Origin of the sequence: Vibrio cholerae (genome assembly GCF_008369605.1) — a bacterium.
Taxonomy (GTDB): Bacteria; Pseudomonadota; Gammaproteobacteria; order Enterobacterales; family Vibrionaceae; genus Vibrio; species Vibrio cholerae.
The window spans coordinates 807,597-822,959 of record NZ_CP043554.1; the positions used below are offsets into that span (position 1 = coordinate 807,597).

The 15,363-nt window shown below is 47.9% G+C and carries 15 protein-coding genes; all 15 read left to right on the forward strand.

What is annotated here, in order from left to right; translation table 11 throughout:
• Window positions 1-36: 36 nt before the first annotated feature.
• A complete protein-coding gene (sixA, locus tag F0316_RS03880) occupies window positions 37-504 on the forward strand; it encodes a phosphohistidine phosphatase SixA (protein WP_000708357.1) in 468 nt (155 codons plus the stop codon).
• 331 nt (window positions 505-835) lie between these two features.
• Window positions 836-2,929, forward strand: a complete 2,094-nt coding sequence (flhA, locus tag F0316_RS03885; protein ID WP_000673273.1) for a flagellar biosynthesis protein FlhA — start codon at window positions 836-838, stop codon at window positions 2,927-2,929.
• Between the two features lie 34 nt (window positions 2,930-2,963).
• A complete protein-coding gene (flhF, locus tag F0316_RS03890) occupies window positions 2,964-4,451 on the forward strand; it encodes a flagellar biosynthesis protein FlhF (protein ID WP_001885028.1) in 1,488 nt (495 codons plus the stop codon).
• Window positions 4,452-4,464: 13 nt separating this feature from the next.
• Window positions 4,465-5,352, forward strand: a complete 888-nt coding sequence (locus F0316_RS03895) for a MinD/ParA family protein (RefSeq protein WP_000182546.1) — start codon at window positions 4,465-4,467, stop codon at window positions 5,350-5,352.
• Complete coding sequence (locus F0316_RS03900) at window positions 5,345-6,079, forward strand: RNA polymerase sigma factor FliA (RefSeq protein WP_001030417.1); 735 nt, start codon at window positions 5,345-5,347, stop codon at window positions 6,077-6,079. Before F0316_RS03895 ends, F0316_RS03900 begins: the two co-directional genes overlap by 8 nt.
• 45 nt (window positions 6,080-6,124) lie before the next feature.
• The gene (gene cheY / locus F0316_RS03905) at window positions 6,125-6,493 is read left to right on the forward strand and encodes a chemotaxis response regulator CheY (RefSeq protein ID WP_000697869.1); all 369 of its coding nucleotides are present in this window, start codon (window positions 6,125-6,127) and stop codon (window positions 6,491-6,493) included.
• A 55-nt stretch (window positions 6,494-6,548) separates the two neighbouring features.
• On the forward strand, window positions 6,549-7,268 hold the full coding sequence (locus tag F0316_RS03910) for a protein phosphatase CheZ (RefSeq protein WP_000624259.1): 720 nt from the start codon (window positions 6,549-6,551) through the stop codon (window positions 7,266-7,268).
• Between the two features lie 9 nt (window positions 7,269-7,277).
• Window positions 7,278-9,659 carry a chemotaxis protein CheA gene (locus F0316_RS03915; protein ID WP_001903359.1) on the forward strand — a complete coding sequence of 794 codons (2,382 nt, stop codon included), beginning with the start codon at window positions 7,278-7,280 and terminating at the stop codon, window positions 9,657-9,659.
• Window positions 9,660-9,685: 26 nt separating this feature from the next.
• Entirely contained in the window at window positions 9,686-10,819 is a 1,134-nt protein-coding gene (locus F0316_RS03920) for a protein-glutamate methylesterase/protein-glutamine glutaminase (RefSeq protein WP_000985860.1), read from the forward strand.
• Window positions 10,820-10,828: 9 nt separating this feature from the next.
• A complete protein-coding gene (locus tag F0316_RS03925) occupies window positions 10,829-11,605 on the forward strand; it encodes a ParA family protein (RefSeq protein WP_000637668.1) in 777 nt (258 codons plus the stop codon).
• Window positions 11,598-12,614 carry a chemotaxis protein CheW gene (locus F0316_RS03930; protein ID WP_000092962.1) on the forward strand — a complete coding sequence of 339 codons (1,017 nt, stop codon included), beginning with the start codon at window positions 11,598-11,600 and terminating at the stop codon, window positions 12,612-12,614. The genes F0316_RS03925 and F0316_RS03930 overlap by 8 nt, the downstream gene beginning before the upstream one ends.
• 38 nt (window positions 12,615-12,652) lie before the next feature.
• Complete coding sequence (locus tag F0316_RS03935; RefSeq protein WP_000075896.1) at window positions 12,653-13,147, forward strand: chemotaxis protein CheW; 495 nt, start codon at window positions 12,653-12,655, stop codon at window positions 13,145-13,147.
• Window positions 13,123-13,626, forward strand: a complete 504-nt coding sequence (gene flrD / locus F0316_RS03940) for a flagellar transcriptional regulator FlrD (RefSeq protein WP_001881776.1) — start codon at window positions 13,123-13,125, stop codon at window positions 13,624-13,626. The genes F0316_RS03935 and flrD overlap by 25 nt, the downstream gene beginning before the upstream one ends.
• 363 nt (window positions 13,627-13,989) lie before the next feature.
• A complete protein-coding gene (gene ccmA, locus F0316_RS03945; RefSeq protein WP_000895173.1) occupies window positions 13,990-14,613 on the forward strand; it encodes a cytochrome c biogenesis heme-transporting ATPase CcmA in 624 nt (207 codons plus the stop codon).
• On the forward strand, window positions 14,610-15,278 hold the full coding sequence (gene ccmB / locus F0316_RS03950) for a heme exporter protein CcmB (protein ID WP_000986584.1): 669 nt from the start codon (window positions 14,610-14,612) through the stop codon (window positions 15,276-15,278). Before ccmA ends, ccmB begins: the two co-directional genes overlap by 4 nt.
• Window positions 15,279-15,363 lie beyond the last annotated feature (85 nt).

The following is a 15,363-nucleotide window of genomic DNA, read 5'->3' on the forward strand; positions in this document are numbered from 1 at the left end:
CAAGCAGCCAGAGACTGCATAGCGTAGGTAGTGTACATGAAGATTTATATTATGCGTCACGGTGAAGCGCAGCAGTTTGCCCCTAGTGATGCACAAAGAGCATTAACCGACCGAGGCCGCCATGAATCCGAAGCTGTCGCTCGTGCATGTGTCAATCAACGAGGCGTGAAGGGTTTCGATCTTGTGTTGGTTAGTCCTTACTTACGGGCTCAACAGACGTGGGAACTGCTCACGGATCATTTCTCTGCCAAAAGAGTGGAAACTTGCGATGGCATCACGCCCTACGGCCAGTCGGATCGAGTATTTGATTACCTATCGGCCTTGATTGAGGTTGAACAGCTCGAATCCTTGTTGCTGGTTTCACATTTACCGCTAGTAGGGTATCTGGTATCTGAATTTGTGGCCGATATGATTCCACCCATGTTCCCGACTTCAGGGATGATTTGTATCGATTACGACCCCATTGCACAGAATGGACAGCCTTTGTGGAATGTGCATCCGTAACCCTATTTCCCATCATTTATCGTGTATATCGAGAGCCTCCTGCGGCTCTCGTTGTTTTTAAGGTTTTGTTTTTTCAGGCGAGATGCCTTAACTGAGATTGCCATAAAATTGACGTAGGGAATGGACTGAAAATTGCATCAACGCGATATACGTTTTCTACTTGAAGCTGCAACTGCGCTGGTTACGCTCGTTCACCCAAGCATAGAGTGAGTCTATACTCATGGGGTTTTTCCTACGGCGGCCGAACTGCAACTCCAAGTCGTTTGGTTATAGCATCGCTACGGCGCAGCCTTGATGTTCCGATTAACCCTTCAGTGACAGCCAGAAATTTATGAAATTTACACTGCCATTTGCGGACAAATTGCCTTCAATTCCACAGCGTAGCATGCCTGCGATCGGTGCTCCGGTCATGGTGTTGGCTGCATTGGCGATGGTTGTCCTCCCAATGCCAGCCTTTCTGCTCGACTTGTTCTTCACTTTCAACATCGCTCTGTCGTTAGTGGTGCTTCTAGTCACCGTCTATACCCGTAGGCCATTAGATTTTGCGGCGTTTCCAACGGTACTGCTGATCGCGACCTTGCTACGCTTGGCACTGAACGTTGCGTCAACGCGAGTCGTTTTGCTGTACGGTCATGAAGGTCCAGGTGCGGCGGGTAACGTTATCGAAGCGTTTGGTAACGTGGTGATTGGTGGGAATTACGCGGTCGGTTTGGTGGTGTTCCTTATCCTGATGATCATCAACTTTATGGTGGTGACCAAAGGTGCGGGACGAATTTCCGAAGTAAGTGCCCGCTTTACCTTAGATGCCTTGCCCGGTAAGCAGATGGCGATTGATGCTGACTTAAACGCGGGCTTGATTGACCAAGAACAAGCGCGTGTGCGCCGTTTTGAAGTCACTAAAGAAGCGGACTTCTACGGTTCGATGGATGGTGCGTCAAAATTTGTAAAGGGTGATGCGATCGCCGGTATTTTGATTCTTTTTATCAACATCATCGGTGGCCTGAGTATCGGGATGATCCAGTATGATTTGGGTTTCAAAGAAGCGATCGAAATCTACACCCTGCTGACCATCGGTGATGGCTTAGTTGCCCAAATTCCATCACTGCTCTTATCGATTGGCGCTGCGATTATGGTTACGCGTCAAAATACCGATGAGGACATGGGACAGCAGGTTATCTTCCAACTGTTTGATAACCCGAAAGCTCTCACCATTACCGCAGGTATCCTGTTTGTTATGGGGATTGTCCCCGGGATGCCACATTTTGCCTTCCTGTTTTTAGCACTACTGGCCAGTGGTGCGGCGTATTGGCTGCACCGTAAACAGAAAACCAAAGCGGAGAATAAAAATCTGCCCGCCAAGAGCGATGTGGAAACCCCGACCCAACGTGAACTGTCATGGGATGATGTACAGCCGGTTGACGTGATTGGTTTGGAAGTGGGTTATCGCTTGATCCCCTTGGTGGATAAAGATCAAGGTGGCGAGCTGCTTGAACGCGTTAAAGGGGTGCGTAAAAAGCTGTCGCAGGACTTTGGTTTCCTTATTCCACCGGTACATATTCGTGACAACCTAGAATTAACGCCCAATAGTTACCGCATCACCTTGATGGGCGTAGCCGTGGGTGAAGCAGAAATTCGGCCAGATCAAGAGTTGGCGATTAACCCGGGACAAGTGTACGGCATGATTGATGGTGAGCGCACTCGCGACCCGGCTTTTGGTCTGGATGCAGTGTGGATACGGGAAGATCAGCGTGAGCATGCGCAGGCTTTGGGCTATACCGTGGTCGATTCTTCCACTGTGCTCGCCACTCATCTTAGTCAACTGCTCACCAATAATGCGGCACAGCTGATTGGCCATGAAGAAGTTCAGAATCTGCTGGAAATGCTCTCGCGCTCCGCGCCCAAACTGGTGGAAAACTTTGTACCAGATCAGCTTTCGCTGGGGGTCGTGGTCAAAGTTCTACAGAACTTGCTGCATGAAGCCATCCCGATCCGCGATATTCGCACCATAGTGCAAACCCTTTCGGAATACGCGAGTAAGAGTCAAGAACCCGACATTTTAACTGCAGCGGTGCGCATCTCACTCAAACGACTTATTGTCCAAGAAATCAATGGGGTAGAGCCTGAATTGCCTGTAATTACCTTAATTCCTGAGCTGGAACAAATTTTGCATCAAACTATGCAAGCTTCGGGTGGTGAATCAGCAGGTATTGAGCCGGGACTGGCGGAAAGACTGCAAATGGCGCTAAGCCACGCCACTCAAGAGCAGGAGTTGAAAGGGGAACCCGCAGTATTGCTGACATCTGGCGTATTGCGTTCAACGCTAGCGAAGTTTGTGAAAAACACCATTCCCAACCTTCGCGTGCTCTCCTATCAGGAGATCCCCGATGAGAAACAAATTCGAATTGTGCAGGCCGTGGGTAATTAATCGTCCGCACGTTTTTTAAAGACGGAAATCTGCTTTGAAAATAAAACGATTTTTTGCCAAGGATATGAAAACTGCGCTGCTTCAGGTCAAAGAAGAGCTGGGCGTGGATGCTGTGATCATGTCGAATAAAAAAGTCGCGGGTGGGGTCGAAATTGTGGCAGCGGTTGATGGCGATACTGCGCCCGCACCAGCCAAGCGTTACAACTCGCAGCCTAGACATGGTTATAACCAAGTCTCACCCTCGGTCGCTCCGACCAAGAGCAGAGAGCTGGCGGATGACCGTGTCAGTTTGCAATCGAGCGCCGACTCTGGCCGTTCTATGACTCAACGCTTTGCTAATATGCTCAAGCAATACAGCTCGGCAGATGAGCAAGAGCATCGTGCGGAAAACGAAGATTCGCTCTCTGCGCTGCTCAAGCGCCAGTCAGAAAATCGTGCGCCACAACGCAATCAGACACAACGTAATCAGAGCAGTGCAGAGCGTCAACGCCCTGACTCTGCGCTCGGTAAGTTGCTGCAAGAAGATGCCGATGCACGCCGTAAGCCTAGGCTGGATCCGACTCGTTATGATCGAAAAGTGCCCGAAGAGCCGATGGTCGCCGTCAGTGAATTAGAATCGATGCGTGAAGAGATGACCTCGATTCGCCGTTTGCTTGAGCATCAAGTTTCCGGATTAATGTGGCAAGAAGTCGAGCGTCGTGAGCCACTGCGTGCCATGTTGATCAAACGCTTAGAGCGCATGGGTGTCTCTTTGGAAATGGCGGACCAATTGGCTTGTTATATTCCAGAAGAAACACCACCCCCTAAAGCATGGAAAGCATTGTTAGGTTTAGTCTCCGACCAAATTCCAGTCGTCAAACACGACATCCTAAAGCGTGGTGGCGTGGTTGCCTTACTTGGGCCAACCGGTGTAGGGAAAACCACAACCGTGGCTAAATTGGCGGCTCGTGCAGCGATGGAATACGGCTCTGACAACGTCGCATTGGTGACCACAGACACTTACCGTATTGGCGCCCATGAGCAATTGTCGATTTATGGCAGAATTATGGGATGTCCTGTAAGAGTTGCTAAAGATTCCAACGAGTTAGCCGATGTAATCTATCAGCTGCGTAATCGTCGCCTGATTTTAGTCGATACCGCAGGGATGGGACAACGCGATGTTCGGTTGTCAGAACAGCTGGATACCTTGATGCAAGAGAGCGGAGAGACTATCCATAGTTACCTTGTTTTGCCTGCGACCGCGCAGCGCAAAGTATTACAAGAAACCATTGAGCATTTCAGAAGGATACCGCTTTCTGGATGCATTATGACCAAACTCGACGAATGTTTGAGCCTAGGCGAATTCGTCAGTGTGGTTGTACAAAATGCGTTGCCCGTCGCTTACATCGCGAATGGACAACGAGTGCCCGAAGATATCGTAATCGCGCAACCCAAATACATGGTCGCAAAGGCAAACGAATTGCTAGAGAAGTCGACTGAAGATGAACCTCATTACTGGACCAGTGATTCAGAGAGATTCTAGGCGGCGGACAGGTATGACAAACAAAATGATATATGACCAAGCAAGCGGCCTACGTCGCTTAACCCAACCGTCAGTGACCAAAGTAATTTCGGTCACTGGGGGCAAAGGTGGTGTAGGGAAATCGAATGTCACCTTAGGCATGGCTATCTGTATGGCAAAACAGGGCAAAAAAGTCATGGTACTTGACGCCGACTTGGGCCTCGCTAATGTTGACGTAATGCTCGGCATTCGCCCTAAACGTAACCTAGGCCATGTTTTAGCCGGAGAGTGCGAGCTCAAAGATGCTATTGTGGAAGGCCCACATGGAATTCGCATCATTCCCGCTACTTCCGGAACGCAATCCATGACCGAGCTCTCTCATGCTCAGCACGTGGGACTGATTCGGGCATTTGGCACGTTAGAAGATGAGATGGATATTTTGCTCATCGATACCGCGGCAGGTATCTCAGATATGGTGGTGAGCTTCTCACGCGCAGCGCAAGATGTAGTGGTTGTGGTGTGTGATGAACCGACCTCAATCACGGATGCGTATGCCCTGATCAAGCTACTGAGCAAAGAACATCAAGTTCAACGATTTAAAATTGTTGCTAATATGGTGAGAAGTTATCGTGAAGGCCGTGAATTATTTGCTAAATTAACATTAGTGACAGAACGGTTTTTAAATGTGAGCTTAGAACTTGTCGCCTGCATCCCACTCGACGACAATGTACGCCAAGCGGTGAAGCGACAAAAAATCGTGGTGGATGCGTATCCACGCTCACCAGCCGCATTGGCGATAAGCTCATTGGCAAACAAAGCGTTGACTTGGCCGATACCGAGAACACCAAGTGGACATTTGGAGTTTTTCGTTGAACGCTTACTTAATCGGTCAGAAACAGTAGGGGAACCTTTCGGTGAATAAAGCGCTGACATACGATCAATACGGAAATCTTAATAGCCAGCAGCTATTTCTTGAGAAGTACTCTGTATTGGTTAAGCGTATCGCTCATCATTTGATTGGTCGTCTCCCGCCCAGTGTTCTGATCGAAGACCTCATTCAAGCTGGCATGGTTGGTTTGCTTGAGGCACAAAAAAATTATGATGGAAGTAAAGGCGCGAGCTTTGAAACCTATGCCGGAATTCGGATTCGTGGGGCTATGCTCGACGATATCCGACGTGGTGACTGGGTTCCGCGATCTGTGCACAAACATAATCGGGAAATCAGTCAAGCGATTGCAGTGCTCGAGGGAGAACTCAATCGCGATCCAACGGATGCTGAAGTGGCGAAGTTTTTAAACATGTCACTAGAGCAGTATCACAGCGTGCTGATGGACATTAACTGTTCACGTATTGTTGGGATAGAGGATCTCGGTGTTTCTGACGACGCGATTTCACCGTTTGAAGAGGGGGAAGATAACTCGCCTTTTCACGGTGTCGCTGAAGAATCTTTCCGTAAAGCACTCGTTGAATCAATAAAATCGCTCCCGGAGCGTGAAGCTTTGGTACTTTCGCTCTATTATGATGAAGAGCTAAACTTAAAAGAAATTGGTGAGGTACTTGGAGTTAGTGAATCTCGCGTCAGCCAGATACTCAGCCAATCTATGCAGCGGCTAAGAACAAAGTTAAGTTCTTGGACTCGGAATGACTAAATATCACTGATCTCAAACTCAGTGGAGGCAATTTTGAATAAAAACATGAAGATCCTTATTGTTGATGACTTTTCAACAATGCGCCGAATCGTTAAAAACCTACTTCGAGATCTGGGGTTCAATAACACGCAGGAAGCGGACGATGGCCTAACGGCATTGCCTATGCTCAAGAAAGGTGATTTTGACTTTGTAGTCACAGACTGGAATATGCCCGGTATGCAAGGTATTGACTTGCTTAAAAATATCCGTGCCGACGAAGAACTGAAGCACCTTCCTGTACTAATGATCACAGCAGAAGCCAAACGTGAGCAAATCATCGAAGCCGCTCAAGCAGGCGTGAATGGTTACATCGTAAAACCATTTACCGCTGCTACGCTTAAAGAAAAATTAGACAAAATTTTTGAGCGTTTATAAGGCTTTTGCTGCGGCAAAAGGTGCTCTATTCACACGCGCAAAAGGCTGATTCAGGATGATTTCATTAGAACAGGCTAAAGAACTCGTGCAACTTTTGGAACAAGGACGGCAAGACGACGCTAATCGCCTTTTCACCTATGTCTACGAGTCTGCCAATAACCCTATGTTTAAAGAGATAGGGATGCTGACGCGAGACTTACACGAAGCGCTGAAAAACTTTCAGATTGATGAGCGCTTCAGTGAAATCGCGACGGATGAAATTCCAGACGCACGGGAAAGACTGCATTACGTTATACAGAAAACGGAAGTCGCAGCGAACAAAACCATGGATGCAGTGGATCGGTGTATGCCGATAGCCGACAAACTACATGAAAGCTTGCTGCTGATTCGCCCTGAATGGAATGGCTTGATGAATGGTCGGATTGAACTGATGCACTTCAAGTCACTATGCCACCGGATTGATGACTTGCTCTCGCAAGTAGAAGGCGACAGCAGTGAATTGCGTGGTGAATTGACTGAGATCCTGATGGCTCAAGACTTTCAAGACCTGACAGGACAAATCATCAAACGTGTGATTAATCTGGTCAATGAGGTTGAAAAACGTTTAGTCGAAATACTGACGGTTTTTGGCGCAGCGCAAAAAGAACAAAAAGCAGATAAGGCGACAGTGGCATCAATAGAACCAGAGGGGCCGATTCTCAATCCTCATGAACGAATTGATGCTGTCTCATCTCAAGACGAAGTTGACGATCTGTTATCGAGTCTTGGATTTTAGGGGTAACGTATGAGCTACGAATTAGACGAAGACATCCTGCAGGACTTTCTGGTAGAAGCCGGCGAAATATTGGAGTTGCTTTCCGAGCAGCTCGTTGAACTGGAAAACAATCCAGAAGACCGAGATCTGTTGAACGCCATATTCCGTGGTTTTCATACCGTAAAAGGCGGTGCTGGTTTCTTGGCGCTCTCTGAGCTAGTGGAGACCTGCCACGGTGCAGAAAACGTGTTCGACATTTTACGAAATGGTCAGCGACACGTTTCTCCTAGCTTGATGGATACCATGCTTAAAGCGTTGGATACTGTTAACGAACAATTTCGTGCTGTACAAGAGCGTGAACCACTGCAACCTGCCGACCCTGAATTACTCGATGAATTGCACCGTTTAAGTAAGCCAGCCTCAGAAGACGAGGATGAGGCTGCAGAAGCGCACTTCGATGAGCCAGAAGAAGAACTGGTTGAAGAGATTATCGAAGAAGTCGTTGAAGACGTTGTTGAAGAGGCAGTGCCCAACGTCGAGACGGAGGTTACAGCAAGCGCATCCAGTGGTGTGATTGATAAAGGCTCTATTGACGATATCAACGAAGATGAGTTCGAAAAGTTGCTTGATGAACTGCATGGTAAAGGCAAGGCTCCAGGAGCTCAGTCTCCGCAAGCTCCCGCTTCTGCGCCAGCGAAAGCCGCATCAGTAACCAGTTCTGATCTCAGCGGTGATATCACGGACGATGAGTTTGAAAAGCTACTTGATCAACTGCATGGCAAAGGCAAAGGCCCATCGATTGAGACAGCAGCGCCTGCTGCTCCTGTAACACCATCGACGCCTAAAGCGACGGAGACACCGAAACCTGCAGCTGCAAAATCAGCGCCCGGTGGCGATGACTTAATGACCGATGAAGAGTTTGAAAAACTACTGGATGAGCTACATGGTTCAGGCAAAGGCCCATCGGTAGAAGAGCTAGAGATGGCGACTCGTCCAGTGGCGTCTAGCCCTGTTTCTAGTGATGCGAAAGCTTCCGCCGAGGCGAGCGCGCCTGCCACTAAGCCAGCAGCGAAACCTGCTGCTCCGGCTACGGCTAAACCTGTTGCGAAGCCTGCAGCGGCAAAACCTGCTGTGGCTAAAGAGGAACCAGCAAAAGCTCCGGCTCCTGCTGCGGTGAAGGATTCTGATGAATCTCGCGAAGTGGCCGCTGCTGGTGGTGCTAAGAAAGCACAAACTGAATCTACTGTTCGGGTCGATACCTCAACACTTGATACCATCATGAACATGGTGGGTGAGTTGGTTCTGGTACGTAACCGACTCTTGAGCCTTGGCCTGAATAGTAATGACGAAGAGATGTCTAAAGCGGTGGCTAACCTAGATGTGGTTACTGCCGACTTGCAAGGCGCGGTGATGAAAACGCGTATGCAACCGATCAAAAAAGTGTTCGGGCGTTTCCCTCGCGTGGTTCGTGACTTGGCGCGTAGCTTAAATAAAGAAATTGACCTTGAGTTACGTGGTGAAGAAACCGATCTCGATAAAAACCTTGTTGAAGCGCTAGCCGATCCTTTGATCCACTTGGTGCGTAACTCGGTTGACCATGGTATCGAAATGCCGGACGAGCGTGCTAAAAATGGCAAGTCTCGTACAGGTAAAGTGATTTTGTCTGCTTCACAAGAGGGAGATCACATACAGTTAGCTATCGTAGATGACGGTGCAGGTATGGATCCCGACAAGCTGCGTGGTATCGCAGTTAAACGGGGAATAATGGATGAAGATGCCGCGAACCGACTTACCAATAAAGAATGCTTTAACCTCATTTTTATGCCTGGTTTTTCTAGTAAAGAGAAGATCACCGATATTTCAGGGCGTGGTGTGGGGATGGACGTAGTAAAAACCGCTATCAATACACTGAACGGCTCGATCGATATTGACTCTACCATGGGTAAAGGGACAAAGATCACCATCAAAGTGCCTTTGACTCTAGCTATTCTTCCTACCTTGATGGTTGGCGTCGCGGGTCATCCGTTTGCACTGCCTCTGGCCAGTGTGAATGAGATTTTCCATCTGGATTTACGTCGTACCAATGTGGTTGATGGTCAGTTGACTATCATAGTGCGCGAAAAATCAATTCCCTTGTTCTACTTACAAAACTGGTTAGCACCGAAGAAAGGCAAAGTACAGCTTCGCCAAGGTCATGGCCATGTGGTGATTGTACAAATCGGCAGTCAGCGCGTAGGTCTGGTTGTGGATACCTTAATTGGTCAAGAAGAAGTGGTGATTAAGCCACTGGATAAATTGCTACAGGGCACCCCAGGTATGTCTGGTGCGACTATCACTAGCGATGGTCATATTGCTCTGATTTTGGATGTGCCGGATCTGCTCAAGCAGTATGCAGCTGCTTCTCGCGTCTGATTAGCTGCACAACGATAAGGATAAACATGGCGATTAAAGTATTAGTTGTTGATGATTCGAGTTTTTTCCGTCGTCGCGTGAGTGAAATCATCAACTCCGAATCGCGCTTAGAAGTCATTGATGTTGCTGTAAATGGGAAAGAGGCCGTAGAAAAGGCCGCTCGACTCAAGCCAGATGTGATCACTATGGATATAGAAATGCCCGTCATGGACGGCATTTCCGCTGTCCGAGAGATCATGGCAAATAATCCAGTGCCCATTTTGATGTTCTCTTCATTGACCCATGATGGCGCAAAAGCCACATTGGATGCACTGGATGCTGGCGCGTTAGACTTTTTACCTAAGAAGTTTGAAGATATCGCGCGCAACCGGGATGAAGCCGTCACACTGTTACAGCAGCGTGTGCTTTCTATTGCGTCGAAAAAGATGTTTCTACGTCGCCCTGCAGCTCCACGCCCTGCGCCTACAACATCAATAGCAGCGAGTTCGTCACTCAGCCAAGAACGAGCGGCAGCTACCTCACCTTTGGGAAACCGACCCTCGACGGCGGTTTCAGCAGCAACTCGTTTTAAAGCTTCGGGTAAAAAATACCAGTTGACCGCAATAGGAACCTCAACCGGTGGACCTGTAGCCTTGCAAAAAATATTAACTAAGCTCCCCGTAAATTATCCACACCCCATAGTGTTGATTCAGCATATGCCAGCGACATTTACGGCTGCTTTTGCTAGCCGTCTCAATTCGCTATGCAAAATTGAAGTTAAAGAAGCGGAAGATGGAGATATGCTGCGTCCGGGTGTCGCTTATTTAGCACCAGGTGGTAAGCAGATGATGCTGGATGGTCGACCCGGTGCGGCTCGCCTACGCATTATCGACGGTGGCGACCGCATGAACTATAAACCGTGTGTGGATGTTACTTTTGGCTCCGCGGCAAAAATCTTTGGTGACAAAGTACTGTCCATGATTTTGACCGGAATGGGTGCGGATGGACGTGAAGGTGCGCGGATGCTGAAACAAGCAGGAGCCACCATTTGGGCACAAGATGAAGAAAGTTGTGTCGTGTATGGCATGCCACAAGCTGTCGCTAAAGCAGGAATTTCAACGGAAGATCTACCGCTGGAGAGAATCGCAGAGCGTATGTTGGTAGAAGTCGGGCTCGCCTAAGGAACCTCAATGATCGTTTGGAGTGTAGCAAACCAAAAAGGTGGGGTAGGAAAAACCACCACAACGATTACATTGGCAGGCTTATTAAGCCAGCAGGGTAAGCGTGTCCTGCTGGTTGATACCGATCCACATGCCTCACTGACTACTTATTTGGGGTACGATTCTGATGGTGTACCAGCCAGTTTATTCGACTTGTTCCAGTTACGTGAATATAACGAAGCTTCTGTTAAACCTCTGATTTTAAATACTGATATTCAAGGTATTGATCTGATCCCTGCCCATATGTCTCTTGCGACACTGGATCGTGTCATGGGAAATCGCAGTGGGATGGGGCTGATTTTAAAGCGTGCACTGCTCGCGCTGCGTCATGTTTATGACTATGTACTGATTGATTGCCCACCTATTTTGGGGGTAATGATGGTTAATGCGTTGGCGGCCAGCGATCGTATTCTTATTCCTGTGCAAACCGAATTTCTGGCGATGAAAGGTTTGGAGCGTATGGTTCGCACTTTGGCAATTATGCAGAAATCGCGCAGCCGTGAGTTTAAAGTGACTATCGTGCCAACCATGTACGATAAGAGAACGCGCGCTTCGTTGCAGACATTGAATCAACTGAAAAAGGACTATCCAGACAAAGTTTGGACCTCTGCAGTACCGATTGATACCAAATTTCGTGATGCCAGTTTACAGCGACTCCCCGCTTCGCATTTTGCAGAGGGGAGCCGTGGCGTTTTCGCTTATAAGCAGCTTCTGCTTTTCTTAGAGAGGCTCGCTATCGATGAGTAGTGCATTGATATCCAGCGAACAAGCGCTGAACGATTATTTTACGGCGTTACTGGATGAAGAAACGGCCGAATTTGAGTCCACTCTCAAGCCTGAACCGGTGTGGGAGATGGCTCCTGCCATCCAGTCTGTGCCAAATAAAAGTTATTTTGATGCCGAAATTGAAGAGCTTGAGCTGCCTAATCTTGAAGATGTGCAGCGTTTGCTCAGTCAGTTGGAATCGAGTAATCCAGTAGCCGATCTGGATCTGGAACAGATTCTCGAAGAAAACACGGCTAAAATCGCTAAAATCGACCCCGTTGTTCAGCCCTGTAGCGTTGTTGAAGAGATCCAAGAGTGGGAAATCGAAACCAGCTATGTTGAGCCGGACATCGAGACGCCAGAGAGTGTTATTGAAGACGATCTCGAACCAGAGTCTGTGGATACTGAGGCAGAGCGTGAAATTGCGATAGAAACCAACATCGAGGAACCTGTCGCTGAGGTACCGGTTGTTGAGGCGCAAGCCGTTCCAGAAACACAAGCTGGGCGCAATAAACTGGGCACTTGGACCAACACGATCCGTGAAAAAGATTTCCAAGTCCTCTATTTTGATGTCAATGGTGTCACTTTCGCAGTGCCACTCGATGAGTTAGGTGGGATTCATCGTATGACCACACTTAACCATTTAATTGGTCGTCCGGCTTGGTATTTAGGCTTACAAACCAATCGAGATTCACAACTTGATGTGGTTGATACAGCAAAATGGGTAATGGCTGAGAAGCTGCATGATGAGAGTTATAAGCAAGCTTATCAGTATATTGTGATGTTGGGAGAAAGTGCGTGGGGACTTGCCAGCACTCAACTCATGGGCACAGAGTTACTCAGTACAGAAAAAGTGCGATGGCGTGAGCAAGTCGGTAAACGGCCTTGGCTCGCGGGCATGGTGAAAGAAAAAATGTGCGCTTTGATCCATGTTCAAGCATTGATAGCTATGCTTAATGCAGGGCTTGATGTAAAAGCACTGGAAAATTAAAACATTGGGTGTCGGAAACGACTCAGAGAGGGAAAGGTATGTCTCAGGCGAATGAAGTGAAAGTCAGAAAAGAAAAGTCGAACGATGAAGTACTTCAATGGGTGACGTTCCAATTGGAAGAAGAAACGTACGGCATTAACGTAATGCAGGTACGTGAAGTACTGCGCTACACTGAAATTGCTCCTGTACCGGGAGCGCCTGACTATGTATTAGGTATTATCAACCTGCGTGGTAACGTCGTGACGGTTATCGACACTCGTTCACGTTTTGGTTTGATGCAAGGCGAAATTACTGACAATACCCGCATCATTGTGATTGAGTCAGAACGCCAAGTCATCGGTATTCTGGTAGATAGCGTGGCCGAAGTGGTTTACCTACGTTCATCAGAAATTGACTCAACCCCAAGTGTGGGCACCGATGAAAGCTCGAAATTTATCCAAGGTGTGAGCAACCGTGATGGCAAACTACTGATTCTGGTGGATCTGAACAAGTTCCTGACCGATGAAGAATGGGACGAAATGGCTCATATGTAATGGTTGATTTGATTTGGTTAACCCCTCCTGTAATCGCAGGAGGGTCGGTTTTTGTTGTTTTGTGCATCATGCTGGCATTGTGGCGTCTTAAACGTGGTCAGCATCGTCAAAGTGAAACCTTGCGCCAACAAATTCGCAATCTGGATCGTGAGCTGCAGAAATCCAACAAACAACTACTTGAAGTGCGTTCGGTGATGGTCGGGCTCGGACAAAAAGTCAGTGAGCAACAAGATATCATTCGCCATCTCAATGAGCGTTTACTTGAGCTGGAAAATACTGACGCGGATGCGCGTTTGTACACTCGTGCCAGTAAGATGGTGCAACTCGGTGCCGATCTCAATGAACTCATCCAAGAGTGTGAGTTGCCCAAGGCCGAAGCGGAATTGATGATGTCTTTGCAAAATAAACTGGCGGGTAAGGAATCGATTCCTCCGCTAGAGAGTCATCCCGAAGTTCGAGCCAACAAAGCCAAATCATAGTATGGCTTATTTCCTTGAAGCCTACTGGTAGCCAAGCTTCAATTAGGAAAAAGATAGTCATTTGGATATGGCTCATGACTGAATGAGTTTTTGAAGGAAGCGTAGGCTTCCTTTTTTTATTCTTCATCGACAGGAACGGATGAATCGTTGAGATGAGGGTTTAGCGCGTTTGATATTGTGATATCACGCATGTTTCTCGTTATGGATGGATTATAGTTGTAACTACAAAGGGTTAGATGCGAACAAAACGCGTGAATTTTTAATAGATTCTTACTTAGTTTCGTGATTAGTAATAGAGTTCGCGTCTTTAGTCTCCCCCTCGCTGTGTTAATATAGCCGTCCCAACGCTCTTAGTAGATAAGCATGTTAGAAGTTAAAAATCTCACCGCCATACGTGATGAACGGATTTTATTCGAATCACTCTCTTTTGAGATCCATGCTGGCGAACTCGTTCAAATCGAAGGTCGTAATGGCACAGGCAAAACGACCTTGTTACGTATTATTGCGGGTCTTGGAGAGTGTGAGTGTGGGGAAATCCTCTGGCAACGGAGCAAAATTCAAAGTGACCGCGAAAGTTATCATCAAGACTTGCTGTTTTTAGGCCATCAAACCGGCATCAAGCGAGAACTCACCGCACTGGAAAATTTACGTTTTTATCTGGCGGTTCATCAACAAACGGTGGATGAACCCGCGATTTTTCAAGCGCTAGCCAAAGTTGGATTAGCTGGGCGTGAAGATGTGCCGGTTGCACAGTTGTCGGCAGGGCAACAGCGTCGAGTTGCCTTGGCAAGATTATGGTTAAGTAAAAAGCCACTGTGGATTTTGGATGAACCGCTCACCGCCATCGATAAGCAAGGAGTGAGTGTGCTTGAGGCGCTCTTTTTAAGCCATGCGCAGCAAGGGGGGATAGTGATACTGACGACTCACCAAGACATGTTTGCCGATAACCCTAAACTGCGCAAAATTCGCTTGGGTGATCCGAAATGATGTCTGCTTTTATTCAGTTTATTCATCGTGAACTTTTAATTGCTTTTCGCCGTCAGGCGGATGTGTTTAACCCTCTGTGGTTTTTTATCATCGTGATTACCCTGTTCCCGCTCAGTGTGGGGCCAGAGCCTGCTCTGTTAGCACGAATTGCGCCTGGGATTGTTTGGGTGGCCGCTTTATTAGCGGCATTGCTCTCATTGGAGCGTTTATTTCGTGATGATTTTCAAGATGGTGCATTAGAGCAAGCGATGCTGACACCATTACCGCTCTCAGTGGTGGTACTGGCTAAGGTGACGGCTCATTGGCTACTGACAGGCTTACCGCTGATTTTAATTAGCCCACTACTGGCGATCTTGCTTTCATTTGATAGCTCAACCTGGCTTGCGGTAGTGCTGACTCTGTTGCTGGGGACTCCAACACTGAGTTTTATTGGGGCAATCGGGGTGGCACTCACCGTGGGTTTGCAAAAGGGTGGGGTGCTATTGAGCTTATTGGTTTTGCCGCTCTTCATCCCAGTTTTGATATTTGCGACCTCGGCGATTGATGCGGCGGCATTGGGAATGCCGTATAACGGCCAGCTTGCGATTTTAGCGGCTATGCTCATGGGTTCGATGACTCTAACGCCATTTGCGATCAGCGCGGCGTTACGAGTAAGTGTGCATTGATTGTTTTCGATCAAGCACGAAAATACTGCGTTAGATAAATTATAACAACTTAGTTAAAACTCAATAATTTGAAAGCAAAGTGAGA